This is a genomic window from Bradyrhizobium sp. (assembly GCF_004799445.1).
In the GTDB taxonomy this organism is placed as follows: Bacteria; Pseudomonadota; Alphaproteobacteria; order Rhizobiales; family Xanthobacteraceae; genus Bradyrhizobium.
The window spans coordinates 53,122-78,570 of sequence record NZ_SSNA01000198.1; the positions used below are offsets into that span (position 1 = coordinate 53,122).

The 25,449-nt window shown below is 63.1% G+C and carries 21 protein-coding genes; 12 read left to right on the forward strand and 9 right to left on the reverse strand.

Going from position 1 to position 25,449, the window contains the following annotated elements; genetic code table 11:
• Nucleotides 1–45: 45 nt before the first annotated feature.
• From E8A46_RS25005 to E8A46_RS25025, 5 genes are all read right to left on the reverse strand, one after another.
• On the reverse strand, nt 46–1,041 hold the full coding sequence (locus tag E8A46_RS25005) for an alpha/beta hydrolase (RefSeq protein WP_291567138.1): 996 nt from the start codon (nt 1,039–1,041) through the stop codon (nt 46–48).
• Nucleotides 1,042–1,064: 23 nt separating this feature from the next.
• Entirely contained in the window at nt 1,065–2,612 is a 1,548-nt protein-coding gene (locus E8A46_RS25010; protein WP_291566941.1) for a wax ester/triacylglycerol synthase family O-acyltransferase, read from the reverse strand.
• Nucleotides 2,613–2,690: 78 nt separating this feature from the next.
• Entirely contained in the window at nt 2,691–3,488 is a 798-nt protein-coding gene (locus E8A46_RS25015) for an alpha/beta hydrolase (protein ID WP_291566943.1), read from the reverse strand.
• 2 nt (nt 3,489–3,490) lie between these two features.
• On the reverse strand, nt 3,491–3,745 hold the full coding sequence (locus E8A46_RS25020) for a DUF6489 family protein (protein WP_291566945.1): 255 nt from the start codon (nt 3,743–3,745) through the stop codon (nt 3,491–3,493).
• A gap of 113 nt (nt 3,746–3,858) precedes the next feature.
• Nucleotides 3,859–5,112, reverse strand: a complete 1,254-nt coding sequence (locus E8A46_RS25025; protein ID WP_291566947.1) for an FAD-dependent oxidoreductase — start codon at nt 5,110–5,112, stop codon at nt 3,859–3,861.
• A gap of 174 nt (nt 5,113–5,286) precedes the next feature.
• Between E8A46_RS25025 and E8A46_RS25030 the strand changes: the two genes are divergently transcribed.
• From E8A46_RS25030 to E8A46_RS25085, 12 genes are all read left to right on the forward strand, one after another.
• Entirely contained in the window at nt 5,287–6,888 is a 1,602-nt protein-coding gene (locus E8A46_RS25030) for an ABC transporter substrate-binding protein (protein WP_291566949.1), read from the forward strand.
• Between the two features lie 85 nt (nt 6,889–6,973).
• A complete protein-coding gene (locus E8A46_RS25035; protein WP_291566951.1) occupies nt 6,974–7,954 on the forward strand; it encodes an ABC transporter permease in 981 nt (326 codons plus the stop codon).
• 14 nt (nt 7,955–7,968) lie between these two features.
• Nucleotides 7,969–8,943 carry an ABC transporter permease gene (locus E8A46_RS25040; protein ID WP_291566953.1) on the forward strand — a complete coding sequence of 325 codons (975 nt, stop codon included), beginning with the start codon at nt 7,969–7,971 and terminating at the stop codon, nt 8,941–8,943.
• A 31-nt stretch (nt 8,944–8,974) separates the two neighbouring features.
• Nucleotides 8,975–9,961, forward strand: a complete 987-nt coding sequence (locus tag E8A46_RS25045; RefSeq protein ID WP_291566955.1) for an ABC transporter ATP-binding protein — start codon at nt 8,975–8,977, stop codon at nt 9,959–9,961.
• Nucleotides 9,958–10,959 (forward strand): oligopeptide/dipeptide ABC transporter ATP-binding protein, encoded by a 1,002-nt coding sequence (locus E8A46_RS25050; RefSeq protein ID WP_291566957.1) that lies wholly within the window; start codon nt 9,958–9,960, stop codon nt 10,957–10,959. Before E8A46_RS25045 ends, E8A46_RS25050 begins: the two co-directional genes overlap by 4 nt.
• An 81-nt stretch (nt 10,960–11,040) precedes the next feature.
• Entirely contained in the window at nt 11,041–12,843 is a 1,803-nt protein-coding gene (locus E8A46_RS25055) for a gamma-glutamyltransferase family protein (protein ID WP_291566959.1), read from the forward strand.
• A gap of 32 nt (nt 12,844–12,875) precedes the next feature.
• Nucleotides 12,876–13,586, forward strand: a complete 711-nt coding sequence (locus E8A46_RS25060; RefSeq protein WP_291566961.1) for a DUF1028 domain-containing protein — start codon at nt 12,876–12,878, stop codon at nt 13,584–13,586.
• On the forward strand, nt 13,583–14,572 hold the full coding sequence (locus E8A46_RS25065; RefSeq protein ID WP_291566964.1) for an ABC transporter ATP-binding protein: 990 nt from the start codon (nt 13,583–13,585) through the stop codon (nt 14,570–14,572). Before E8A46_RS25060 ends, E8A46_RS25065 begins: the two co-directional genes overlap by 4 nt.
• On the forward strand, nt 14,569–15,681 hold the full coding sequence (locus E8A46_RS25070) for a dipeptide ABC transporter ATP-binding protein (RefSeq protein WP_291566966.1): 1,113 nt from the start codon (nt 14,569–14,571) through the stop codon (nt 15,679–15,681). Before E8A46_RS25065 ends, E8A46_RS25070 begins: the two co-directional genes overlap by 4 nt.
• Nucleotides 15,682–15,703: 22 nt before the next feature.
• A complete protein-coding gene (locus E8A46_RS25075; protein WP_291566968.1) occupies nt 15,704–17,215 on the forward strand; it encodes an ABC transporter substrate-binding protein in 1,512 nt (503 codons plus the stop codon).
• A 178-nt stretch (nt 17,216–17,393) separates the two neighbouring features.
• Complete coding sequence (locus tag E8A46_RS25080; RefSeq protein ID WP_291566970.1) at nt 17,394–18,335, forward strand: ABC transporter permease; 942 nt, start codon at nt 17,394–17,396, stop codon at nt 18,333–18,335.
• 5 nt (nt 18,336–18,340) lie between these two features.
• Nucleotides 18,341–19,228 carry an ABC transporter permease gene (locus tag E8A46_RS25085; RefSeq protein ID WP_291566973.1) on the forward strand — a complete coding sequence of 296 codons (888 nt, stop codon included), beginning with the start codon at nt 18,341–18,343 and terminating at the stop codon, nt 19,226–19,228.
• Between the two features lie 6 nt (nt 19,229–19,234).
• Here E8A46_RS25085 and E8A46_RS25090 read toward each other — a convergent pair whose 3' ends face one another.
• From E8A46_RS25090 to E8A46_RS25105, 4 genes are read right to left on the reverse strand one after another with little or no spacing between them, the layout of a single operon-like run.
• The gene (locus E8A46_RS25090; protein WP_291566975.1) at nt 19,235–19,990 is read right to left on the reverse strand and encodes a hypothetical protein; all 756 of its coding nucleotides are present in this window, start codon (nt 19,988–19,990) and stop codon (nt 19,235–19,237) included.
• A gap of 23 nt (nt 19,991–20,013) precedes the next feature.
• Nucleotides 20,014–21,264 carry an adenylate/guanylate cyclase domain-containing protein gene (locus tag E8A46_RS25095; protein ID WP_291566977.1) on the reverse strand — a complete coding sequence of 417 codons (1,251 nt, stop codon included), beginning with the start codon at nt 21,262–21,264 and terminating at the stop codon, nt 20,014–20,016.
• Entirely contained in the window at nt 21,261–21,650 is a 390-nt protein-coding gene (locus E8A46_RS25100; protein ID WP_291566979.1) for a response regulator, read from the reverse strand. The genes E8A46_RS25095 and E8A46_RS25100 overlap by 4 nt, the downstream gene beginning before the upstream one ends.
• Nucleotides 21,647–25,336, reverse strand: coding sequence for a GAF domain-containing protein (locus tag E8A46_RS25105; RefSeq protein ID WP_363252523.1), 3,690 nt, complete (start codon nt 25,334–25,336; stop codon nt 21,647–21,649). The genes E8A46_RS25100 and E8A46_RS25105 overlap by 4 nt, the downstream gene beginning before the upstream one ends.
• Nucleotides 25,337–25,449 lie beyond the last annotated feature (113 nt).

Below are 25,449 nucleotides of genomic sequence, written 5' to 3' on the forward strand. Positions count from 1 at the left end.
GGATTGCTTCGTCGCTTGCGCTCCTCGCAATGACGGCCCTCTAAACTATCCAAACCTTCGCCTGCGCCATTCGATCAGCTTGGCGCTGACCTCCTCCGGCTTTTCCTGCTGGATCCAATGACCGCTGCCGCGGACCAGATATTTCTCGAGATCGGGAACAAGCTTCTCCATGCCATCGGCTGACGACGGCGGCAGCACCTGATCGTTCTCGGCCATGATCATCAGCGACGGCACGTGCACGGTATGATCGAGGTCGGCCGAGCGTTGCCAGTTGCGCGACATGTTGCGGTACCAGTTGATCCCGCCGGTGAAGCCGGTGCTCTTGAAGGTATCGACGAACACCTGCCTTTCCTCGGGCGACAGGATCGGCGTGCGCGGATCATGCTTGGCGTCGTAACCGGCAATCATCTGCGGAAACGCCAGATTAAGTCGCGGTGAAGCGCCGACGCCGGCAACCACCTGCTCGTCCGGCGCGGTGACTGGCCGCGGCACTGGCTTGCGCATAAAGGCGTCGAAGGTCTGCTCCACCCGGCTGCCGAATATCCTGTCGGGCTCACGCGCCGGGTCCTGGAACTGGACGATGTACATGTGCTCGCCAAAGCGCTTGCGCAGCAGCTCGATCGGATCGGCCCAGGCGCGCTTGACATGCGGCGTATTGATGCCGACGACGCCGGCGACGCGATCGATATGCCGAAGCGGCATCTGCCAGACGACGAATCCGCCCCAGTCATGGCCGACGAAAACAGCCTTGTCGATCTTGAGGTGATCGAGCAGACCGACGAGATCGCCGGTCAGATGCTCGATGTCGTAGGCCTCCACCGGCTCCGGGCGGTCGGTTGAGCCATAGCCGCGCTGGTCCGGCGCAATCACCCGAATGCCGGCCTCGCTCAACGCCTTGATCTGGTGGCGCCACGAAAACGCGATCTCGGGCCAGCCGTGGCAAAGAATGACCGGCGGCTTGTCGGTCGCAGGTCCGGCCTCATAAAAGCCCATGCGAATCCCGTTGGTCTGGGCAAACTGCAGCGGCGGCATTTCGATCATCGGCGCCTCACTCAAATTGCGGATCAACTTGCCTGGCTCTTGAGATCGGCCGGCGGCGCAAAGGCGGCTTCGAGTGCCGCGAACTCTGCCGGCAGCATGTCGCAGAGCAGCTGGACGTGCGGAATAATGTTGGCGCCGGCGATGAAACCGAAATCCAGCTGATCGCGGTAGCTCTGCACGGTGATGTTGAGCGCCAGCCCATGGGTCGAGATCGACACCGGGAAGATGTGCAGCAATTCGGCTCCCGCCGCATACAGCGTCTGGCGCGGTCCGGGAACATTGGACACCGTGATATTCGCCGCCGGCGGCAGCACGTCCGACAGGCTGGAGCGGCTATACAGCAGCGCCAGGATCTGAACCAGGATCGGCGCGCCCAGCATCGAGACGTTCGACATCTGCGGCATCAAGGCCCGCAGCGGATGCGACATCTCCTTGGATTTGGTGGATTGCGCGATGATCGCCTGCAGCCGCGCCTTGGGATCCTCAACGTTGCTGGCAATCGAGCAGATCATGCCGAACACCTGGTTGTTGGCGTCGGTGTTGCCCTCCTCACGCAGCGAGATCGGCACCGCCGCGGTCATCGATTTGGCCGGCAGCGCGCCGCGCTCCAGAAGATAGCGCCGGACCACGCCGCTCGATATTGCGAGCACAACATCGTTGAGCTTGCCGCCGGCCTGCTTGGCCAGCGCTTTGGCGCGCGACAGCGGGATCGATACCCCGGCAAAGCTGCGTTCCGATGAAATCGACTTGTTCAGGATGGTCGAGGGCGACACCATGCTGGCGATACTGTCGCGCGATTTCGGATCGGTTATCTTTCCGACCACGTCGGAGACGCTTTTGAGCATGGTCGGAACATTGCCGACGAACTTCACCGCGTTTTCGATCTGGAACATCGCGTTGTCGAACAGGATCGATCCGAGATCGCTCTTTCCCGAGCGCGGCAGTTCGATGCCCTTGGCCGCAGCGGAGCCATCGAATGGCTGGCGCCATAGCTGTTGGTAGGAATCGAGGAGATTGGCGGCGATGTCGCGCGGCTCCTGCCCGACTTTCGCCGGCGCCGCCGCCGGCTCGATCGTCCTTGGCACCGGCGTCACGTCGTAGATCATGTTGGTCAGCGCGGCCCCGGCGCCGCCGTCGATACAGGCATGGTGCATTTTGGAATAGAGCCCGATCTCGTTGTCCTTCATGCCTTCGAAGACATAGAACTCCCAGAGCGGACGGGCGCGATTGAGCAGCTTGGCATGCATCCAGCCGACGATGCGCTCCAGCGTGGCGCGGTCGTGCGGAGCCGGAAGGCTGCCACGGAAGATATGGCGGTCGATATCGAACTGGTCGTCCTCGACCCAAGAAGGATGATCGATATCGAGCGGGGCCTTTTCCAGCCGCGCTTTCAGGATCGGCGCGACGTGCAGCCGCGAGGCGATCATCGCCTTGAAGTCTTCGAAAAAGTCGCCCTTGTAATCGTCGGGCAGGCGGAAGATGGCCATGCTCCCGACATGCATCGGCATTTCCGGCGTTTCCAGATACAGAAACGACGCATCCATTGAGGACAGCTTCCTGGCGTCACTCATATGTTCCTCCCGCAACAATTCACGCGGCGCCTTGGCGGCACTTCTGGCGTTCAGACGGTTCCGTATTCGGGACGTCGGTCAGGATTGTGCCTGTTCCGGAGGCGCATATGCAATGGCAAACGGCCCCGATCGGTCAAATTGGCGGAATTGGCCCTCGGGCTGGGCCAGGCGGTCGGCGACCGCCCACAGGGCAGCCGGGTTTACGCCGAGCCCGACATGGCTGGCGAGGTACACTTCGATGTTTTCGGCGGTGTCGGAGGGGCGCAACAGGCACGTCCGCCAGTTCACGACGCCGTCGGCGCGTGAATAGATCGACGTGGTTGGAACCGGCAGGTCGCCGGATATCGCCTCGCGAAGCTCCGGATCGTGGTCGACCGCTTCGCCCGACAGCGCCTCATAAAGCCGCGTGGCGTTGGTCGCCCTGACATCGTTCGCGAACGGACTTCCCAGCGTCACAACGTATCGCACCAGCTGCGGCGCCTGCAGCGCCAGATCGCGCGCATAGACGCCGCCGAGACTCCATCCGACAAGGCTGACCTTGCGACCGCTACTTTCGTGAATCCCGGCGAGTCGCTCGCGCAATGCCGTCCGCATCCGCGAGATACCGCCGATGTTGCGGCCCATGTTCCAGGCGTGGGCATCGTAGCCGAGCTCTTTCAGATATCTGCGCATCGGCGCCATCGACAGGTCGCTGGCGAGGAACCCGGGCAACGTCAGCACCGGATGACCGTCGCCTTTCGGCGCGCGCATCAGCAGCGGGGACAGCAGCAGGCTGGCATTGAACTCGAATATCCCTCTCATCTCGGCCAACAGCAGGCCCAGACCCGGCGGACGAAGCTGGCTCATCTCCGGCGGTTGGCTTCGGTCAGCCGGCATTATTACTTCTTGTCGTCGGCGCGTGTGCCGCCCAGGCCGGCCATGGTCACGAACATGTTCTGAAACCGTTCGGCGATCTTGGGATCGAACGTCAGCCAGCTCTGCATCAGCGCTTCCGGTGAAACTTTCTGGATATTGTCCATCATCTGGCTTTGGAGTTTCTCCATGACCGCCGTCTGCATCGGCTGCACGTCGGGAAGGCCAAAGAACTGCCGCGCCTCGAGCGGCGTGCAATCTATTTCAACGTTTACCTTCATGTGGACTCCTGGTTGCATGGACAGCGTGCGGCAGTATCGCCGCGACCGGCCACGGGACGCAAGCGGCCTGAAGGGGCGAGACGATCTCTGGCGCCTTCCTTTGGCAGCTATGGTCAACCAAAGCGCGCGGCGGCAAAGGGCGTGGGGTCGGCAAACGGCGTCTCGCCGGTCATCATCTCCGCCAGCAGCCGGCCGGTCGCCGGACCCAGCGTCAGCCCATGGTGCTGGTGGCCGAAATCGAACCACAACCCGGCATGGCGAGACGCCTTGCCTATGATCGGCAACATATCCGGCAAACACGGCCGCGCGCCCTTCCAGGGCGTTGCGTCAATCGCCTCTCCCAGCGGGAACAAGGCATGCGCCCGCGGCAGCGCCTGCTGAATTTGAACCGGCGTGGCCGGCGCATCGCGGCGGGCAAACTCCACGCCGGTGGTGAGCCGAATGCCGCGGTTCATCGGCGCCAGCAGAAAGCCGAGATCCGAATCAAGAACGGGGTGATTGAGCACGGCGTTGCCGCGCGGCGCCAGATGCAGGTGGTAGCCCCGCTTGATGCCGAGCGGAATGGAATATCCGAGCGGACGAAACACCAGATCGGACCACGGTCCGAGCGCCACGACGACTTCGCGCGCGGCCACCCCGCCCTCAGCACCTTGCACGCGCCATCCGCCCGCCTCCTGTTCGAGCGTCCTCGCGTCGCCGACAACGAAGCGTCCACCCTTGCGCTTGAAAAGCGCCGCATAGGCTTTGGCCAGTGCGCCGGGATCGGGGACGAATCCCGGGGTGGGCCAATAGATCGCGCCGGAAAACTCTCCGGTCAGATTGGGCTCGCGTGCTGCGATGGCGCTGCCGTCGAGGACCTCGCCGGCAACGCCATATGGCCTGGCTCGCTCGACCTCGCGCACGGCGTTGGCGAGGCTGGCCTCGGAACGAAACAGCTTGATCCAGCCGGTCTTTCGCAACAACTCGGGAACGCCGGCCTCCGCGATCAGCGCCTCATGCTCGATCAGGCTGCGCCGGATCAGGGGTAGTTCGGCCATCGCACTGTGCAGCGCCCGATCCGGCGAGGAAGCGAGAAAATAGCGCAGCAGCCACGGCAGGGAGAATGGCAAATCGGAAAAGCGGTAGCGAACCTGCGGCGAGCGGTTCAACGCATATCGCAGGAGCTGCGCGAAATCCCTCGGAAACATGTAGGGGAAGACCGAGGCGCATTCGATCAGCCCGGCGTTTCCGAAACTGGTCTCCTCGCCGGCGCGTTCATGCCTGTCGACCAGGATGACGTCCCGTCCCCGCTGCTGCAGGTGCAAGGCGGCGCTAACGCCGACCATGCCTGCACCCAATACAAGAACATCGGCCTTGAGTTCCGCCATCCGGCGCTCCTGTTGAATGTTTTGGCTTGCTGCCGCCGCCTGCCGTTGTCGCGCAAACCGCTTGCTGTCGGGAAATCACGCTTGCGCGACGGCCAAACTCTGGCAACATGGATCGATCGTGGCTGTCGATACTGCAGAACTGAACAGCGTGCCACCCTCGGAGAGCGTCAAAAAATGCCGTTACGTCAAACCTTGTTTGCAGCGACCGCCGCTTTCGCCGTCGTTTTTGCCATGACGCCGGCCTCGAGCCAGACCCTGCGCTACGCCAACCAGGGTGAGCTCAAATCGCTCGATCCCTACACGCTCAAGGAAACCACGACCATCGCCCACCATGCACATGTCTATGAGGGCCTGGTCACCCGCGACAAGGACCTGAAGATCATTCCGGCGCTCGCCGAAAGCTGGGAGACCCCGGAGCCGACCCGCTGGCGCTTCCATCTGCGCCAAGGCGTCAAATTCCATAACGGAGACCCCTTCACCGCCGACGACGTGATTTTCTCCGCCGACCGTGTGCGGGCCAAGGGCTCCAACTTCCTGACCAACGTCCCGGCCGATGCCAAGTTCATCAAGATCGACGACTATACGGTCGACGTGAAGCTCGACTCGCCCAATCCCATTCTGACCTCACAATGGGACGGCTGGTTCATCATGGACAAGAAATGGTGCGAGGAGAACAACGCGGTCGCGCCGACGCCGGCTTCGGCAACGACGCCGAGCTATGCCTCGTTGCACGAAAACGGCACCGGTCCCTTCACGATCGAGAGCCATCAGCCCGGCGTGAAGACTGTGTTCAAGGTGAACCCGAACTGGTGGAGGAAGCCCGAGCATAATCTCAAGGAGATCGTCTTCACGTCGATCGGATCCGCGGCAACGCGGGTCGCGGCACTTCTGTCGGGCGAAGTCGACGTGATCGAGCCGGTTCCTACCCAGGATATCCAGAGGGTCAACGCAAGCGGCACCGCCACGGTCATGTCCGCACCCGAAATTCGCACCATCTTCCTCGGCATGGACCAGGTGCGCGACGAGCTTCTTTATTCCAACATCAAGGGCAAGAACCCGTTCAAGGATATCCGCGTCCGCGAAGCCTTCTACAAGGCGATCGATGTCGAACTGATCAAGAATCGCGTGATGCGCGGCCTCTCGACGCCCTCGGCGCTGATGGTCGCCCCGCAACTATATCCGCTCTCGAAGGACTTCACCCGGACGAAACCCGATCCCGATGGCGCCAAGAAACTGATGGCCGAAGCGGGCTATCCCGACGGCTTTGAAGTCACGATGGATTGCCCCAACGACCGCTATGTCAACGACGCCGATATCTGTCAGGCAGTGGTCGGCATGCTCGCGCGCATCGGCGTCAAGGTGAACCTGCTGGCGCAGCCCAAGGCGCAGTATTTTGGCAAGGTGCTGAAGCCCGGCGGCTTCCAGACGTCGTTCTACCTGCTGGGCTGGACACCGTCCTCCATGGATTCCCACAACGTGCTGTACGATATCATGGGTTGCCGCGACGACCCGAAGAACGCCACCCGCGGCGAGGCCAATCTCGGCGGCTATTGCAACAAGGAGCTGGATGCGCTCGCCGACAAGATTCTGATCGAACCCGATACGGCCAAGCGCGACCAGATGATCAAGCAGGCCTTCGAAATCGGGATCAAGGACTACGGCTATATCCCGCTGCACCAGCAGGCGCTCGCATGGGGCGTCTCGAAAAAAGTGAAATTGACCCAGCGCGCGGACAACGAAGTGCTGTTTTACTGGGCGACGAAACAGGACGAGTAATGCTACCAACATGAGGTCCCGGAAGCATCCGCTTCCGGGACTTGTCGTTTCGGGCCATGCCGTCCAAAAGCAGTGAAAGGAACAGATGCTCGCTTTCACTCTGCGCCGGGCGATCCAGGCCATCGGCGTCATGATCGCCGTCGGGATCATTTCGTTTTCGATGTTCCGCTTCGCCGGCGATCCGGTCAACCAGATCGTCTCCATCGACACCTCGGCCGCCGAGCGCGCCGCAATCCGCAAATCGCTCGGCCTCGACGATCCCGTGCCGGTGCAGTTCGCCCGCTATTTCGCCAACGCGGCGCAGTTCAAGTTCGGCGTCTCCTATCAGTTCCGCCTGCCGGTGGCCGACCTTCTGAAGGAGCGGATGCCGGCCACGCTGGAACTCGCCACCTGCGCCACGATCCTGGCGATGGTGGTTGGCATCCTGATGGGGGTGTATTCGGCGCTGAAGCGCGACACGCTGCTGGCGAAGATATTCCAGGCGGTTTCGCTGATCGGCATTTCGCTGCCGACCTTTCTGATCGGCATCCTGTTGATCTATCTGTTCGCGGTGGTACTGGGCTGGTTGCCCTCGTTCGGCCGCGGCGATGTCGTGCGATTCGGCTGGTGGACCACCGGGCTGCTCACGGTGTCCGGCCTGAAGGCCCTGATCATGCCCTCGATCACGCTGGGCCTGTTCCAGATGACGCTGATCATGCGGCTGGTGCGGGCCGAGATGCTGGAGGTCTTGCGCACCGATTATATCCGCTTTGCGCGGGCGCGGGGGTTGACCACGCGGGCGATACATTTCGGTCACGCGCTCAAGAACACCCTGGTCCCCGTCATCACGGTCGCCGGGCTGCAATTTGGCTCGGTTATTGCATTTGCGATCATCACTGAAACCGTCTTCCAGTGGCCGGGCATGGGGCTTCTGTTCGTGCAGGCGGTGCAAAATGTCGATATCCCGATCATGGCCGCCTACTTGCTGATGGTGTCCCTGATCTTCGTCACCATCAATCTCGTGGTGGACATTCTCTACACCGTGGTCGATCCGCGCCTGCGCTCTACTATCGACCGCCCAGCCTGATCCCGAGAGAACGCATGTCCGACACCGCCGTCCCGCACCAGGCCAATCCGAACGCGTCGCATGCCGGCGCGACGCCGGATCGCTGGCTTCGTCGCGCGCTCGCAAGCGACGTGTTCTATTCGTTTCGCCGCTCCCGGCTCACCATGGCGGCCGCCGCCGTGACGTTGCTGTTCTTCCTGCTCGCGATCCTGGCGCCGCTGCTCGCCGTGCAGAATCCGTTCGATCCGGCGCAGCTTCAGCTGATGAATTCGCGAATTGCGCCGCTCTGGACGGCCGATGGCCAAAGCCCGTTCCTGCTCGGCACCGACGAGCAGGGCCGCGACGTATTTTCCGCCATCCTCTACGGCTTGCGCCTCTCGCTTGTCGTCGGCGTTCTAGGCGTGCTGTTCTCCGGCACGCTCGGCATCATGCTCGGCCTGATCGCCGGTTATTTCGGCGGAGCGGTCGACGGCCTGATCATGCGGATCGCCGACGTGCAACTGACCTTCCCCGCCATCCTGATCGCGCTGCTCATCAACGGCGTCGCCAAGTCGATGTTCGGCAACCGCATGGACGCCATGAGTACGCTGGCGGTGCTGGTGTTTGCGATCGGCCTGAGTTTCTGGGTGCAATATGCGCGCACGGTGCGCGGCTCGGTCATGGTGGAGAAAAGCAAGGATTACGTGGCCGCGGCGCAGTTGATCGGCCTCCCTGCCCCCGTGATCATGCTGCGGCACGTGTTGCCGAATGCGATGGGGCCGATCCTGGTGATCGCGACCATCAATCTCGCGCTGGCGATCATCACCGAAGCCACCTTGTCGTTTCTGGGCGCCGGCATGCCCGATACCATGCCTTCGCTCGGCACCTTGATCCGGATCGGCAACAATTACCTGTTCGCCGGCGAGTGGTGGATCGTTGCCTTTCCCGGGTTTGCGCTTGCCGCGCTGATCCTCTCGATCAATCTGCTCGGCGACTGGCTGCGCGACGCGCTCAATCCGAAGCTCCGATGAGAGGCGCCGCAACTCGAGTGTATCCGACCGCATGACCGAACCTGTCCTTTCCGTGCGCAACCTCGGGGTCGAATTCGTCACCCGCCACCATGCGCTGCGCGCCATCGACGGCATTTCCTTCGACATCGCCAAGGGCGAGGTGCTGGGCGTGGTGGGCGAATCCGGCGCCGGAAAATCCGTTACCGGTCTTGCGGTGATCGGCCTGATCGATCCGCCCGGCCGCATTGCCGGTGGCGAGATCTATCTGTCCGGCCTGCGGATCGACAACCTGCCGCCAGAGCAGATGCGCCGTATCCGGGGCAAGCGGATCGGGATGATTTTTCAGGACCCGCTCACTAGCCTCAATCCACTGTACCGGATTGGCGATCAGCTGATCGAGACGATCCGAACCCACACCAATCTTTCCGAACCGGCCGCGCGCAGGCGCGCCATCGATCTGCTCGCCGAAGTCGGCATTCCCGCGCCTGACAAACGTATCGACGGCTATCCGCACGAATTTTCCGGCGGCATGCGCCAGCGGGTCGTCATCGCGCTCGCGATTTGCGCCGAACCGGAACTGATCATCGCCGACGAGCCGACCACGGCGCTCGACGTATCGGTACAGGCCCAGATCATCTCCTTGATAAAACGCCTCGGGCGCGATCACGGCACCGCCGTCATGCTGGTGACCCACGACATGGGCGTGATCGCCGAGACCTCGGACCGCGTCGCCGTGATGTATTCCGGCCGGATCGCCGAAATCGGTCCGGTAAGGGATGTCGTGCAGAACCCGCTGCATCCCTATGCCAAGGGCCTGATGGGCGCGATCCCGACGCTGGCAAGCGACGCCGAGCGGCTGGTCCAGATCCCCGGCTCGATGCCGCGGCTTTCCGCGATTCCGCCAGGCTGCCCGTTCAACCCGCGCTGCGCTTTCGTGTTCGATCGTTGCCGGATTGAACGCCCGGAGCCGATCGCGGTTGGCACTCAGGCCGTGGCCTGCCATCTCTATGACACCGCCGCAAAGGACACCGCGGCATGACGTCAGCATCCTTTGTCGAGGTCAAGGACCTGCGCCGCGTTTTCGATGTTTCGAAACCGTGGCTCAACCGCATGCTCGAAGGCGGCCACCTCGAATTCCTCAAAGCGGTCGATGGCGTCAGCTTTGACATCGCCAAAGGCGAGACCTTTGCGCTGGTCGGCGAATCCGGCTCGGGAAAGACCACGGTGGCGCGAATGGTGGTCGGGCTGTTGCCGCCGACCTCGGGCGAAGTCGTCATCGACGGGGTTTCGATGAGCGACGCCCACCAGTTACAGGCGCGCCAGCAACTGCGCCGCCGGATCCAGATGATCTTCCAGGATCCCTATGCGAGCCTCAACCCGCGGCTTCGGGTCGATGCCATTGTCGCCGAACCGATCCGCGCTTTCGACCTGATCCAGGGTGAGCGCGATATTCGCGCGCGCGTCGGCGAATTGCTTGGTCTGGTCGGCCTGCACGCCGACGACGGCTGGAAATATCCGCATGAATTTTCCGGCGGTCAGCGGCAACGCATCGCGATCGCGCGCGCGCTGGCCTCGGAGGCCGCATTCATCGTCTGTGATGAGCCGACCTCCGCGCTCGATGTCTCGGTGCAGGCGCAGATCCTTAACCTGATGCGCGACCTGCAGGACAAATTCGGTCTGACCTACCTCTTCATCAGCCACAATCTCGCCGTGGTCCGACATATGGCCAACCGCATCGGCGTGATGTATCTCGGCCGCATCGTCGAGATCGCGGAGGGTCGCGAGCTTTTCGCTTCACCGCGAATGCCCTACACGAAAATGCTGCTGGGCGCGGTGCCGGATCTCGCGATGTCCGGCCGCCAGCGGATTCCCGTCAAGGGCGAGATCCCCAATCCGATCGACCCGCCGCCCGGCTGCGCCTTCAATCCGCGCTGTCCGCTGGTTTTCGACCTTTGCCGGCAAAAGGCTCCCGCGCTGATCGGCGGCGTCGCCTGTCACGCCGTCAACAAGCCCGCCGAGGCCGTGTTGCCCGCATAATCACAAGGATGGGAGCCGGTTGGCAGCGCGTCCCGGTTGTGGTCAAGTGCGCGCAAATAAAGCCCGCAACAATGGATGCCCATGAGCAAGATTAACCCCGATCCGTTCACCACCAGACCCGAGATCGAAGGCACTTTCGGGGTGGTTACCTCCACCCACTGGATCGCCACCGCAGTCGGAATGGGCATCCTTGAGCGAGGCGGCAATGCGTTCGACGCCGGCGTCGCCACCGCGTTTACGCTGCAGGTTGTCGAGCCGCATTTGAACGGCCCCGGCGGCGACGTGCCGATCATCGTGCACGATGTCAAGTGCGGGCGCACCGAGGTGATTTGCGGCCAGGGCCCCGCGCCATCGGGCGCGACGATTGCGCATTACAAGAGCGAGGGCCTGGAAATGGTGCCCGGCACCGGGCTGTTGGCCGCCTGCGTTCCCGGCACCTTCGAATCCTGGATGCTGCTGCTGCGCGGCTACGGCACCCTGCGGCTCCGCGACGTGCTGGAACCGGCGATCGCCTATGCCCGCGACGGCTATCCCCTGGTGGAGCGCGCCTCAGCCACCATCCAGACGGTCGAGCAATTGTTCCGGAAACACTGGACCTCGTCGGCCGCGGTCTACCTGCCCAACAATGAAGTGCCGAAACCCGGCACGCTCTTCACCAACAAGCAGTTGGCGGAAACCTATACCCGCATCCTCAAGGAGGCCGAAAGCGCAGGCTCCGACCGCGTCGCGCAGATCGAAGCCGCGCGCAAGGCGTGGTCGCGCGGCTTCGTGGCTGAAGCCATCGACCGGTTCTGCCGCACCCAGGAGGTGATGGACGTCTCGGGCTCGCCGCATCGTGGCGTGCTCTCAGCCGACGACATGGCGCGCTGGCAACCGACCATCGAAGCGCCACTGACCTATGATTATGGCCGCTACACCGTCTGCAAGGCCGGCGTCTGGAGCCAGGGCCCGGTGATGCTGCAACAGCTTGCGCTGCTGAAGGGTTTTCAGCTCGACGGGCTGGACCCGGCTGGCGCGGAATTTATCCATCTGCAGGTCGAATGCGCCAAACTAGCCTTTGCCGACCGCGAGAAGTTTTATGGCGACCCGAAGTTCACCGAGATCCCGATCGCCACCTTGTTGTCGGATGCCTATAACGACGAACGCCGCAAGCTCATTTCGGAAAAGGCCTCGCTCGATTTCGTCCCCGGATCCGTCGAAGGCTTCGGCTCGGTGGTCAAACTGCGCCGTCAGGAAGGCCACCGCGAGGCGGTCGGCGCCATGGGCGCCGGCGAACCGACCGTTGGGCGCTTCGGCGAGGTGCGCGGCGATACCGTGCACTTCGACATCATCGACCAGGCCGGCAACATGATTTCGGCGACGCCCTCCGGCGGGTGGCTGCAGTCCTCGCCGGTCATTCCGGAACTCGGCTTTTGCCTCGGCAGCCGCGCGCAGATGTTCTGGCTCGAGGAAAATCATCCCGCCTCGCTGGCGCCGGGAAAACGCCCGCGCACCACGCTCAGCCCGACGATGGCGCTGCGCGACGGCGAGCCGTATCTGGCCTGGGGATCGCCCGGCGGCGACCAGCAGGATCAATGGACCACGCAATTCTTCCTGCGGCACGTCCATGCCAAAATGAACCTGCAGGAAGCGATCGACGCGCCGGCGTGGCATTCGGAACATTTCCCGATCTCGTTCTGGCCGCGCACCGCACGGCCCGGCGTGCTGGTGGTCGAAAATCGCGTGCCGAAAGCGACCGTCGATACGCTGCGAGACCGCGGGCACATCGTCGAGATCGGCCCCGACTGGTCGGAGGGCCGCCTGACCGCCGCATCCAAGGTCGGCCGCCGCCGGCGGGCCGCGGCCAATCCGCGGGGCATGCAGGGCTACGCAGCCGGACGTTAAGGGCGGAGAAGACCTGAAAGGCCTGACCGAAGATGACCTGGTCGATCATTGCCCGTGACAATGCCACCGGCCAGTTCGGAATAGCGGTCGCGACGCGATTCTTCGCGGTGGGCGCGCGCGTGCCCCATATCGCCGCTGGTATCGGCGGTATCGCGACCCAGGCGCTGGTCAATCCGTATTATGGCATCGACGGCTTGAAGCTGCTGCGGGATGGGCACGCGCCGCGCGATGTGATGGAGACGCTGATTGCGGCGGACGCCGGCCACGCCAGCCGGCAATTGCACATCATGGACGCCAGCGGCCGGATCGCCGCATATACCGGCAAGGATTGCGTTGACTGGTGCGGGCATCTCGCGGGCGACGGTTTTTCCGTTGCCGGCAACATGCTTGCGGGTGGCCGCGTGCTGGACGATACCGCGAACGCCTATCTCGCCAACGAAAACATGCCGTTCGCGCGGCGCCTGATCGCCGCGATGCGGTCCGGCGAGGCCGCGGGCGGCGACAAGCGCGGCAAGCAGTCGGCCGCGCTCCTGATTTACGGCGAGGAGGAATGGTCCGATCTCGACCTGCGGGTCGACGACCACACCGATCCTCTTGCCGAACTGGAACGCCTTGAGACAGTCAGCCGCGAGCGCTGGGTGCATTTCCGAAAATATTTGCCGAGCCGCAGCAATCCTGCGGGGATCACCGACCGCAGCATTATCGACGCGGGCATCGAAGCGGCGACCGAGAGCGAGCAATGACGGATACCCCGCTGGTTGAAATCAGGGATCTGCGGGTCGTCTTTCATAGCGACGACGGCCGCACCACGCATGCGGTCGACACCGTCGATCTCAGCGTTGCCGTTGGCGCCACGCTCGGCCTGGTCGGCGAATCCGGTTGCGGCAAGAGCGTGACGTCGCTCGCCATCATGGGCCTGTTGTCGAAACAATCGGCAGAGGTCACCGGATCCATCCGTTTTGACGGCTTTGACCTGCTGGAAGTGCCGGACCATGTCCTGCGCGACCTCCGCGGCAACCGTCTCGCGATGATCTTCCAGGAGCCAATGACCTCGCTCAACCCGAGCTTCACCATCGGCGACCAGATCATCGAAACCATCCTGCGCCATCGCGGCGGTTCGCGTAACTCCGCGCGAGCACGCGCGATCGAATTGCTTCGTCGCGTTCATATCCCCTCGCCGGAACGGCGCATCGACGAATATCCCCACAAGCTCTCCGGCGGAATGCGCCAGCGGGTCATGATCGCGATGGCGCTGGCCTGCGATCCCCGGCTCCTGATCGCCGATGAACCCACGACCGCACTTGATGTCACCCTGCAGGCGCAGATCCTCGATCTGATGCAGGAACTGAAAGCGGAGAGCGGCGCTGCGATTATCCTCATCACTCACGATCTCGGCGTGGTCGCCGAGGTCTGCGACGAGGTCGCGGTGATGTACTCCGGCGAGATCGTCGAGCGCGCCACGGTGGATGAATTATTCGCGAGCCCGCAACACCCCTACACCGTCGGTCTTCTCGGCTCGATCCCGCGACTGGACCATCGCACTTCCCGTCTTGCCACCATCGAGGGCGTCGTTCCCAACATGGCCAACCCGCCGCATGGCTGCCGTTTCGCCGCGCGGTGTCCTTTCGCCGACGCGGCTTGCCGGGCCGCGCCGCCGCCGCTGGTGAACCTAGGTCCCGGTCATTGGTCGCGCTGCATCAAGGCGCCGCTGGAAAGGCTGGTGTCGTGACCGCCCTGATCGAGGTCAAAAATCTCGTAAAGCACTTCGTCGCGGACCGTTCGGTATTCGGGCGGCCGACCGCGTTCATCAAGGCGGTCGACGATGTCAGTTTCAGCGTTGAGGCGGGCGAAACGCTGGCGCTGGTCGGCGAGTCCGGCTGCGGCAAGTCAACCGTAAGCCGGCTGGTGTTGCGCCTGATCGAGCCGGACGCCGGCCACATCAGCTTCGAGGGACGCGACCTTCTGGCACTGAATGCGAGCGGCTTGCGCGCTTTCCGCCGCGACGCGCAGATCATCTTTCAGGATCCCTACGCCTCGCTCAACCCACGCATGACCATTAGCCAGATCCTCACCGAACCGCTGGCGTTGCACGATCTCGTGCCGCGGCCCCGCCGTCGCGAGCGTGTGGAAGAATTGTTGCGGCTGGTAGGGCTCGAGCCGCGCTTCGCGCGCCGCTACCCCCACGAATTCTCCGGCGGCCAACGCCAGCGCATTGCGATCGCACGGGCGCTCGCGGTCGAACCCAAGCTCATCATCTGCGACGAGCCGGTATCGGCACTGGACGTCTCGATCCGTTCGCAAATTCTGAACCTGCTGCGCGACCTGCAGGAGCGGCTTGGGCTCGCCTACATCTTCGTCTCGCATGACCTCGCGGTCGTAAAGCACATCGCCGACCGCGTGGCGGTGATGAATCTCGGGGTCATCGTCGAGACCGCGGACGCGCAGGCGCTGTTCGCCTCGCCACGGCATCCCTACAGCCGTGCGCTCTTGTCGGCGATTCCGGTGCCCAAGCCGCGGGCAAAACGCAGCCGCATTGTGCTGCAGGGGGAGATGCCGAGCGCGCTCAATCCGCCAGCGGGCTGCCGCTTTCATACGCGCTGCCCCTACGTGATCGACCGCTGCCGGGTCGAACCGCCACAATTGCTCGAAGATGGCACCGGATATGCAACGGCCTGTCACCGAACGGCGGAACTGCCGCCGCCTGACGCCATCGTGCCCACCGACGGTTCATTTTCGCCGACCCTGGAACGATTGGTGGCGGCGTTCAGCGGCCCAGGGGAAGTATCGGCTTCTTCCGGGGTTGATACAGCCGGGACAGTGCCGCCAGCGGTCGCGTAATTTGGATATGGAGAACCTTCTGATGAGAGTCTTGCGCGTGGCGATAACCGCGGCGGCGTTGCTGCTATCGCCTGAGATGGCCGTTCACGCCCAGACGACGCTGCGCATCGGCCTTGCCGAGGATCCGGACATGCTCGACCCGACGCTCGGGCGCACCTATGTCGGACGCATCGTGTTCTCGGCGTTTTGCGACAAGCTGTTCGATATCGACGAGAAGCTCAACATCGTACCGCAGCTTGCGCTGTCGCACGAAACCTCCGCAGACGGCAAGGAGATGACGATCAAACTACGGCCGGGCGTGAAATTTCACGACGGTGAGCCATTGGACGCGGAGGCTGCCAAATTCTCGCTGGAACGCCATCTCACGCTGCCCACCTCGTTCCGCAAACCGGAACTCGCCGCGCTCGACCACGTCGACGTCGTCGACCCCCTGACCATCAAGCTGGTGCTCAAGACACCCTATTCGCCGCTGATCGCACAGCTCACCGATCGCGCCGGCATGATGGTTTCCCCCAAGGCGGTGAAGGAAGCGGGCGAGAAGTTCGGACTGCATCCGGTTTGCGCCGGACCCTACAGGTTCGTCGAGCGGGTGCAGCAAGATCGCATGGTGTTCGAGAAATTCGCCGACTACTGGAACAAGGATAACGTCTTCATCGACCGCGTGGTGTTCCTGCCGATTGTCGATGCCACGGTGCGGCTCGCCAATCTCAAATCCGGAAGCCTCGATCTGATCGAGCGCGTGCTAGCGACCGATATCAAGGACGTGCGCGCCGATCCAAAGCTCAAGCTGTCGACCATGCCAGAGCTCGGTTACCTCGGCCTCACGATCAACATCGGCAATGACAAGAACAAGGGCGCGCTCAGTCAGTCGGAAAAGGTTCGTCAGGCACTCGATCTCTCGATCGACCGGGATGCCCTCAACCAGGTCGTATTCAACGGTGAGTTCACGGTCGGGAATCAATGGGTCAGCCCGGAGCATCCCTATTATCAAGGGGCATTTCCGGTCCGGAACCGGGATATCGCAAAAGCCAAGGCGCTGCTCAAGGAATCCAACCTGCCCCTGCCCGTCGGCGTCGATTACATGGTGCCCAAAGGGACGGAATATGAAGCCGTGGCCCAGGTCGTCCAGTCGATGGCGGCGGAAGCGGGCTTCGACGTTAAAATTCGGGTGATCGAATTTGCGACTTCCTTCAAGCAGGCCCAGGCCGGTGATTTTCAGGTGTTCCAGATCAACTGGAGCGGCCGCATCGATCCCGATGGCAATGCCTACGTCTTTCTGCACACCAAGGCGCCGCAGAATGACGGCGGCTACTCCAATCCAAAGGCCGACAAGGCGCTGGAAGACGGGCGCCTCACCTCCGACCCGGCGCAACGCAAGGCGATCTACGAAGGGTTGACCAAAACCGTGCTCAACGACGAGCCCATCATCTATCTTTATCACCGCAAGATTCTGATTGCGCACACGACAAAGCTCGATGGCTACCAACCGATGCCGGATGGATTGGTGCGCGTCATCGGGTTGAAGCTGAAGTGACGGAATTTTCGCCGCGCTCTTTCCTGCTCCCTCCCCCCTTGCGGGGGAGGGTTGGGGTGGGGGGGCCACACGGGGACTGCCGATGCGGCTACCCCCCTCCCTGTCCCTCCCCCACCAGGGGGGAGAGAACGATTTGGCGATCACCGTCACTCGGGTCTAACTCAATTGTGCGTGCCCCATGCTGAACTTTATCGGCAAGCGTATCCTGCAGCTGATCCCAACGTTGTTCTTCGTATCGGTGCTGATCTTTTCGCTGCTGCAACTCCTGCCCGGCGATCCGGCGCTGGTGATGGCCGGCGAGGAACGCGACCCCAACGTCATCGCGCAGATCCGTGCGCAATACCGGCTCGATCAACCGCTGCCGGTGCAATATTTCTACTGGGTCAAGGGCGTGATATCGGGCGACTTCGGCGAGTCGCTCCGCATCAAGGTGCCGGTGCGCGAGCTGATCGCGCAGAAACTGCCCGTGACGTTGCAACTGGCGTCGATGGCGATCGTGATCGCCTTCCTGATCGGCATCCCCGCCGGCATCGTTTCGGCGGTAAAGAAGGGCACCGCCTGGGACTATGGCGCGAATTTTTTTGCGCTGTGGGGCATCTCGACACCGAATTTCTGGCTCGGGATCATGCTTATCTTCCTGTTCTCGATCGAACTTGGCTGGCTGCCGGCCTCCGGCTATGTCCCCCTCTCCGAGAACTGGCGCGCAAGTCTTGCCTCCACCATCATGCCGGCCTTTGTGCTCGGAAACGCCATCGCCGCGATCCTGATGCGGCATACCCGCAGCGCCATGCTGCAGGTGCTTGAAAGCGATTATGTTCGCACCGCCCGCGCCAAGGGCCTTTCCGAACGCGCGGTCATCCTCAAGCACGCCATGCGTAACGCGCTGACGCCGATCATTACACTCGGCGCGCTTGAGCTCGGCACGCTGTTGTCCGGCGCCGTGCTGACCGAGCAGATTTTCTCCATTCCCGGCTTCGGAAAATTGATCGTCGATGCCGTGTTCAACCGCGACTATGCGGTCGTCCAAGGCGTGGTGCTGGTGACGGCGACGATCTACATCACGCTGAACCTGATCGCCGACATCGCCTACATCCTCGTCAATCCGCGGCTGAGGGCCTGATCCGCATGACCGACACAGCCCTTTCGGCAATCGCCGTCTCTACTGGCGACGAACTGGAAAGCCCGGCACGGCGCGCGCTGCGCCGGCTATTCCAGCGCAAGGGAGCGGTGGCGGGATTGGTCGTAGTCGCGACCTTCATCACGCTCGCGGTGTTTGCTCCCTGGATCGTGCCCTTTGATCCGATCGCAACCAGCTGGACGCTGGTGCGAAAAGCCCCATCCGCACTGCATTGGTTCGGCACCGACGATCTCGGCCGCGATATCCTCAGCCGCGTGATCTACGGCGCGCGCGCTTCGCTGGTCGCCGGCGCGATCTCGGTCGGAATTGCGCTGCTGATCGGCGTGCCGTTCGGCCTGTTGTCGGGCTACCGTGGCGGCTTCGTCGACGCGCTGATCAGCCGGATCACCGATGCGATGCTGGCCTGCCCGTTCCTGATCCTCGCCATTGCGCTGGCGGCGTTTTTGGGTCCGAGCCTCGGCAATGCCATGATCGCCATCGGTATCTCCACGACGCCGATCTTTGTGCGGCTGACCCGCGGCCTGACCATGAGCGTCAAGGTGGAAGACTATGTCGAGGCCGCGCGCGCCATGGGCAATCCCCGCTGGCGCATCGCGCTGTTCCACATTCTACCGAACATCATGCCGGCGCTGTTGGTCCAGGCGACGCTGTCGATCGCGGCTGCGATAATCGCCGAGGCCGCGCTGTCGTTTCTCGGGTTAGGGCAACAACCGCCCGCGCCGTCCTGGGGCAGCATGCTCAACGCCGCGCAGCGCTTTCTGACCAATGCACCGTGGATGGCGCTGTGGCCGGGCCTGGCCATCTTTCTCGTGGTACTGTCGTTCAATCTGGTCGGCGACGGCCTGCGCGACGCGCTCGATCCGCGCGCGCGGTGACGGCGTTCAGATCACCGTTTCGCGCGTCACGCGGCGGCAATCCATCTCGAATTCGAGATCGAGCACCGGCGGGCGGGCAAAATGCCAGGTCAGGCCGGAACGCGCGGCGCCACGGCGGACCAGCTCCTCGACCATGACGGGATGAAAGTCGTGGACGGTGTAGGCCTGTACCGCCGTCGTGTCCTTCCAGCCGAAGGCGAACGCGGCCAGCCGGCTTTCCATTTCCCGGACGGTAAATCCAATTTTCTCCTTCAGACCATGCGGGCTGAGATCGCGGTAGCGCACGATCCGCTCGGGATAGCTGCCGGGACCACCACGCGTCTCAGCCCCGCCGGCGATGATGAAGTCCGGGGTCGCGGCAGCGGCTTCCTCCGGGCTCGGCCGCGTAAAGGAGAACGCGTAAAATGACGGCTCGGCCGGCGGATCGATCTCAGGGCAGACATTGCTGCGCGCCACCGGATTGCTGGTGCCGTCGAACAGGCCCCATTCCGCAAGCGTCTTGACGTAATGCCGGTTGAAGGCCAGAAATCCGGCCTCGCTAAACGCCGCTGGCGAGCGCAACTCGCAGGCGCAAAACGCGGTCAGCGGCCGTCCCGCCGCCTGAATATATTTCGCGGCCTGCGCAAATCCTTCGGCCAGCGGGGTCAGCCGGTCGAAACGCACGCGCTCGATCTCAAAGCCGGACAAGGCCGCAGCACCGCTCGAATATTGAAACACCGCCGGGATGAAACGATAATCACCGGCCGCGAAATCGCGCGTCATGTCAGCTTAATCCCGGATCAAGGTCATTCAAGCTGCATCCGAACGCCCTTGGCGCCGTTGAGCAGCCTTCTCAGGTGAAAGCCGGCGAGCGCATCATCGGCGTACTGCCCGACCAGTGCTGCGAAGGCCGGCATCGCCGCGGCGTCCCCCGCCTCCAGCTTGGCAAAGGCCTCGGCGTATTGCGCCGTCACCGGCCCTTCGAACTTCGCCGGCGGCAGCGGCTCGTAAGCACGCAGCGGCTCGCTGCGCCCACGCAGCATCAGGTCTCCGACCGGCCGGCCCTGAAAACCCTTGACCGCCTCGGCGACCGCGGCGCTCGCGCAAATGCGCGTGCCGAGGAACTTGTTGGCGGTTTCCAGCCGCGCCGTGGTGTTGATGGTATCGCCATAGGCGGTGTAATCGAAGAAGCGACTTCCGCCGAAGTTTCCCACCAGCGCGGGACCTGCGTGAACGCCGATGCGGGTTACGCCAAAATTCACGCCTTTGGATTTCCAGCGCTCGCGAAATTTCTCCGACCAGGCGTCGAGATCATGCGCGCATGCGATCGCGCGGGTCGCATAGTCCGGCTGGTCGCCCGGCGCGTTGAACAGGATCTGGATTGCATCGCCGATCACCTTGGCGACGGTGCCTTCATGGGCAAAGACGACGTCGGTCATGCCGCCGACATATTCGTTGAGCAGCGTTCCCAGCACCTCGGGCGCCGCCGTTTCCACCAGTGAGGTGAAACCGGCGATGTCGGTGAAGATGGCCGCAACGTCGCGCCAGTGCACCTCCATCCCGTCACCCTCGCCTTCGGCAGCGAGCCTTGCGGCGATCTGCGGCGAGAAATACCGCGAGAGCGAGGCGTGCGCGCGCTCGGCCTCGAGCTGGCGGCGGCGCGCCTCGCGCATCATCTCGACGTGGCGGATGGTCTTGTCGATCGTCATTTCGAGATCGCCGAAATCGATCGGCTTGGTCAGGAAATCGAACGCCCCGCGGTTCATCGCGGTGCGGATATTGCTCATGTCGCCATAGGCCGAAACAATGATGGTCGATTTCTTGTCTTCCGCCTCCTGCAATTTCTGCAGCAGGGACAGGCCATCCATCCGCGGCATGTTGATGTCGGACACCACCATGTCGACATGCGGATGATCCTCGATCGACTGCAGCGCCTCTATTCCGTCATGGGCAAACATGAAAGTCACCGCGCCATCGCGAATTTGCTTGCGAAATTTCTGCAAGACCAGAGCCTCGAGATCGGGCTCGTCATCGACGACGAGGATGGTCGCGGTCATGCGGCCTGCCCTAGCCGTGCATCGATCTCATGGCGCAGCAGCGCAAAATCGATCGGTTTGGTCAGCAATCCCACCGCGCCGCGCTCGATCGCCTTGCGGCGCGTTTCGGCATCGCCATAGGCGGTGATCATGATGACGGGAACATCGGGCCGCTCGGCGCGCACCTTCGGCAGCATTTCGAGGCCGCTCATGCCGGGCATGTTGATGTCGGACAGGATCAGGATCAGCGACGGGTCCTTGATCTCGGCAGCCCGGACCAGTGCGGCAGGCGCCGATGGCGCAAACTCCATGGTGAAGCGTCCGGATTTGATGTCACGCCGGAATTGCTGACGGAACAACGCCTCGACATCGGGCTCGTCATCAACGACGAGTATGTAAACACTCAATTTGCGCCTCCAGCCTGTGTTTGTGCCGCCGCCGCCCGCGGCAGCGTAATGATGAATTCGGTAAATGCGCCCGGCTCGGTATCGACGTCGATCTTGCCGCCGTGCTGTTTCACGATGATGTCATGGCTCATCGAAAGGCCAAGTCCGGTGCCCTCGCCCGCGGGTTTGGTGGTGAAGAACGGATTGAACATCTTCTCCTTCACCTCGGCCGGAATTCCGGTGCCGTTGTCCCGGATCCGGATCTCGACCTTGTTGCCGAGATTTTTGGTGGTCGCGCTCAGCGTCGGCTCGAAGCCGTCGTCGCCGGCTTCCCTGCGCTTGGTAGCGGCATAAAAGCCGTTGGAAATGAGGTTGAGAAACACCCGGGTGATCTCCTGCGGGTAGAGGTCGATTATTCCGGCAGCGGGATCGAGGTCGCGCTTGAGCGTGATGTTGAAGCCGGACTTCTCCGCCCGCGCGCCGTGGTAGGCCAGATTGAGGCTTTCCTCGACGATCGCGTTGATATCGGCGGGCCGATGCTCGCCCGCACCCTCGCGCGAATGCAGCAGCATATTCTTCACGATCGAATCGGCGCGCTTGCCGTGCTGCACCACCTTTTCGAGATTGCCCTTCAGCATATGGGTGAGCTCGTCGATCTCCTCGCGAATCTTGCTGTCGAGCGCGACCGGCTTGAGTGCATCGTTCAGCTCGTCGATCAATTCGGCCGACAACGCCGAGAAATTGTTGACGAAATTGAGCGGATTCTTGATTTCATGCGCGATGCCGGCGGTGAGCTGGCCGAGCGAGGCGAGCTTTTCGGTCTGCACCAGGCGATCCTGCGCGGTGCGAAGGTCTTCCAGGGACAGCGAAAGCTCCCTGGTGCGCTCCTGCACCTGTTCGAACAAGCGCACGTTCTCGATGGCAATGACAGCCTGGTCGGCAAAGGTCTGCACCAGATCAATCTGGCGCTGGCTGAACGGTCCGGGCAACGGCCTTCCCAGCAGCAGCACGCCTTCGACCGCGCCGTCGCGCATCAGCGGCACCGCGAGCACCGCCCTGTAGTGGCCGATCGTTGGAGCATTGCCGAAATTATACTCGGAGTCGAGTTGCACGTCTGCGACGTGGACAGGCTTGCCGTCCATGAAGACCCGGCCGGTGATGGTGTCGCGGCCGGGCTTGATCGGGTGGGTATCCATGAAATCGACAAAAGCCGGCGTGCAGCCCGATTCGGCCCGCAGCCGCATGACTTCGCCGTCGCGCAAGGTAATGATCCCCAGTGATGCGCCGCACAGCGCCTTCGCAGAATCGGTCAGGGTGGTGAGCACGGATTTCAGGTCGAACGCCGAGCGGCTGATGACTTTCAGCACATCGGCGGTCGCGGTCTGCTGCTGCAGCGATTCACTGAGATCGTCGGTGCGCTCGCGCAATTCGTTAAGCAGGCGCGCATTTTCGATGGCGATCACGGCCTGATTGGCAAAATTCGTGACGAGTTCGATCTGCTTGTCGGTAAACGGGTGCACCTCCTGATGGAATATGCCGATCGCGCCGATGACCTCGTTTTCCTTGAGCATCGGCACCGCGACGATGGTTCGCGCGCCGGCAAGATCGGTATTTGCGCGCCGAACGGGGTCACCCTCCACATAGGCGCGCTCCGCCTTCGCGTCTTCGATGTGGACGACCTGCTTGGTTTTAAGCAGGCGGCCCATTGCGGTGTCCGGGCCCGGGCGGATGATCGGTTCGCGCTGACGCAGCTCAGCGAATGCCTCTGGCGCATTGTGCAGGGCAACGCAGCGTGCCTCGTCTCCTTCGATCAACCACATCATGCCAAACCTGGCTTCGCAGATGCGGGTGGCGTTCGCGAGCATGGCATCGAAAACCGGTTGAAGGTCGCCCGACGAATTGCTGATCACCCGCAACACGTCCGTCGTCGCCGTCTGCTGCTGCAGCGATTCACTGAGATCGTCGGTGCGCTCGCGCAATTCGTTAAGCAGGCGCGCATTCTCGATGGCGATCACGGCCTGACTGGCGAAGCTCGTCACCAGATCAATCTGCTTGTCGGAAAACGCGTGAACGGTCTGCCGGAAAATCGCGATCACACCGCCAAGGCTGGTCTCCTTCAACATCGGCACCAGCAGAAGCGTCCGCGCGCCGCCGAGTTCGGCGAGCTCCACAATCGGCGGGAAACCCGCGACATAGTCGGGCTCCTGCCTGACATTCTCGACGTGAACGAGCTGCCGGGTCGCAGCCAGCCGTCCCAGCGGATCGGACGGCGGCGGCACGATGACCGGATTGCGCGAGAAGGTTTCGGCAAAGGCCGGCGGCAGATTGAACATCGAGGCGCAACGGAAGCCGCCGTCTTCGTAGAGCAATAACAGGCCGAATTGGGCGTCACAAATACTGGTCGCGCTGGCCAGGATCGTCTGGAACACCGGATTGAGTTCACCGGGCGAGCGGCTGATGACCTGCAACACCTCGGAGGTCGCGGTCTGGTGCTGCAGTGTTTCGGTCAGCTCCGCGGTGCGCTGCTCGACCTTGTTTTCGAGGTCGGCATAGGATTCCTGCAGGCGCGCGCCCATGTCGTTGAACTGGTTGGCGAGACCTTCGAGTTCGTCGCCGGTCGGAATCGAGATGCGCTGGGCGAAATCGCCGCTGCCGATGCGCTCGGCGCCGGCGCGCAACGCCTGGATCGGGCCGACCATGCGCCGGGCCAGGAATATCCCCGCGAGCACCGCGAAGATCGACGCCGCCGCCAGCACGATGGCCAGGCGCTGCAACGCGGCGTAAAGCGACGCATAGGCCTCCTCCACCGGCAATTCGACAAACATCGTCCAGCCGAGCGGGGCGATCGGCGCGGACGCCGTCAGCACTTCCTGACCCTGGATGTTCTTGGCGCCCTGTAGCGATTCGAGGTCTGCGGCGGTGCCGCCGGCCTGCGCCGCCTGCACCTGCGCCAGCTTCGACATATCGGTGTTGCGCAATACCAGGCTGATGTCCGGATGCGCGATCAGGCGTCCCTGCGCGCCGACGACATAGGCATGGCCGCGTTCGCCGACCTTGATCTGCGACACCACGTCCCAGATCAGCTTGAGATTGACCTCGGCGATGCTGACACCGGCGTCTTTGCGGGTGCCGGCCAGCGACAGCGTCATGTAGGGCTCGGATTCCCTGCGGAAATATACCGGCCCGTAATAGACCTTGTGGGCGACGGCTTCGGCGAATTTTGGATCCTTGGAGAGGTCGAGCCCGCTGTCGACGACGTCCATGGCCAGGCGCGACACCCTCAGGCGCTCCTTGCCGGTCGAATCGACCTGCGCCAGTTCGGTGATGGCCGGTACCTGCCGCAGCAGGCGCAAGGCATCGAACCGGCGCTGCTCGATCGAGCCCGCGGACCACGGCAACTGGGTGGTCCAGCCAAGCTGGCTCTCGATCTCCTTGATGAACTGGCTGATCTTCGCCGCCGCCGCTTCAGCCTGCTCGTGCTGGATGCGAATCAACGCCGCCTTGTGCTCACGGTAGTAGAAGAAAACCTCGAAAATCCCGTTGGACAAGAGCGCGACGCCGACCACCGCGACGAACAACGCGACGTATTTGGTGAACAGCCGACTACGGATCCTCGTCGCGGCTGGCTTGGCCGCCGGCGTGGCCGCTGTTGCGGGCGGAGAAGCCAGCGCGCCGCCGTCTGCGTCCGGGTGGAGGGAAATGCTCATCCGGCCCTATTTAGCAAGAAGGCACGGCCTTGTCTCTTGCTGCAACGCGGGCGCGCATTTGGTCCGGCAGGCTCTCCGGACCGGCGGGAGAACCCGCCGGTCGGGCCCGGTGG

Bases quoted from the DNA above. Each gene is read 5' to 3' on its own strand.
- E8A46_RS25005 (WP_291567138.1), bottom strand. From the start codon at position 1,041: ATGATCGAAATGCCGCCGCTGCAGTTTGCCCAGACCAACGGGATTCGC.
- E8A46_RS25010 (WP_291566941.1), bottom strand. From the start codon at position 2,612: ATGAGTGACGCCAGGAAGCTGTCCTCAATGGATGCGTCGTTTCTGTAT.
- E8A46_RS25015 (WP_291566943.1), bottom strand. From the start codon at position 3,488: ATGCCGGCTGACCGAAGCCAACCGCCGGAGATGAGCCAGCTTCGTCCG.
- E8A46_RS25020 (WP_291566945.1), bottom strand. From the start codon at position 3,745: ATGAAGGTAAACGTTGAAATAGATTGCACGCCGCTCGAGGCGCGGCAG.
- E8A46_RS25025 (WP_291566947.1), bottom strand. From the start codon at position 5,112: ATGGCGGAACTCAAGGCCGATGTTCTTGTATTGGGTGCAGGCATGGTC.
- E8A46_RS25030 (WP_291566949.1), top strand. From the start codon at position 5,287: ATGCCGTTACGTCAAACCTTGTTTGCAGCGACCGCCGCTTTCGCCGTC.
- E8A46_RS25035 (WP_291566951.1), top strand. From the start codon at position 6,974: ATGCTCGCTTTCACTCTGCGCCGGGCGATCCAGGCCATCGGCGTCATG.
- E8A46_RS25040 (WP_291566953.1), top strand. From the start codon at position 7,969: ATGTCCGACACCGCCGTCCCGCACCAGGCCAATCCGAACGCGTCGCAT.
- E8A46_RS25045 (WP_291566955.1), top strand. From the start codon at position 8,975: ATGACCGAACCTGTCCTTTCCGTGCGCAACCTCGGGGTCGAATTCGTC.
- E8A46_RS25050 (WP_291566957.1), top strand. From the start codon at position 9,958: ATGACGTCAGCATCCTTTGTCGAGGTCAAGGACCTGCGCCGCGTTTTC.
- E8A46_RS25055 (WP_291566959.1), top strand. From the start codon at position 11,041: ATGAGCAAGATTAACCCCGATCCGTTCACCACCAGACCCGAGATCGAA.
- E8A46_RS25060 (WP_291566961.1), top strand. From the start codon at position 12,876: ATGACCTGGTCGATCATTGCCCGTGACAATGCCACCGGCCAGTTCGGA.
- E8A46_RS25065 (WP_291566964.1), top strand. From the start codon at position 13,583: ATGACGGATACCCCGCTGGTTGAAATCAGGGATCTGCGGGTCGTCTTT.
- E8A46_RS25075 (WP_291566968.1), top strand. From the start codon at position 15,704: ATGAGAGTCTTGCGCGTGGCGATAACCGCGGCGGCGTTGCTGCTATCG.
- E8A46_RS25080 (WP_291566970.1), top strand. From the start codon at position 17,394: ATGCTGAACTTTATCGGCAAGCGTATCCTGCAGCTGATCCCAACGTTG.
- E8A46_RS25085 (WP_291566973.1), top strand. From the start codon at position 18,341: ATGACCGACACAGCCCTTTCGGCAATCGCCGTCTCTACTGGCGACGAA.
- E8A46_RS25090 (WP_291566975.1), bottom strand. From the start codon at position 19,990: ATGACGCGCGATTTCGCGGCCGGTGATTATCGTTTCATCCCGGCGGTG.
- E8A46_RS25095 (WP_291566977.1), bottom strand. From the start codon at position 21,264: ATGACCGCGACCATCCTCGTCGTCGATGACGAGCCCGATCTCGAGGCT.
- E8A46_RS25105 (WP_363252523.1), bottom strand. From the start codon at position 25,336: ATGAGCATTTCCCTCCACCCGGACGCAGACGGCGGCGCGCTGGCTTCT.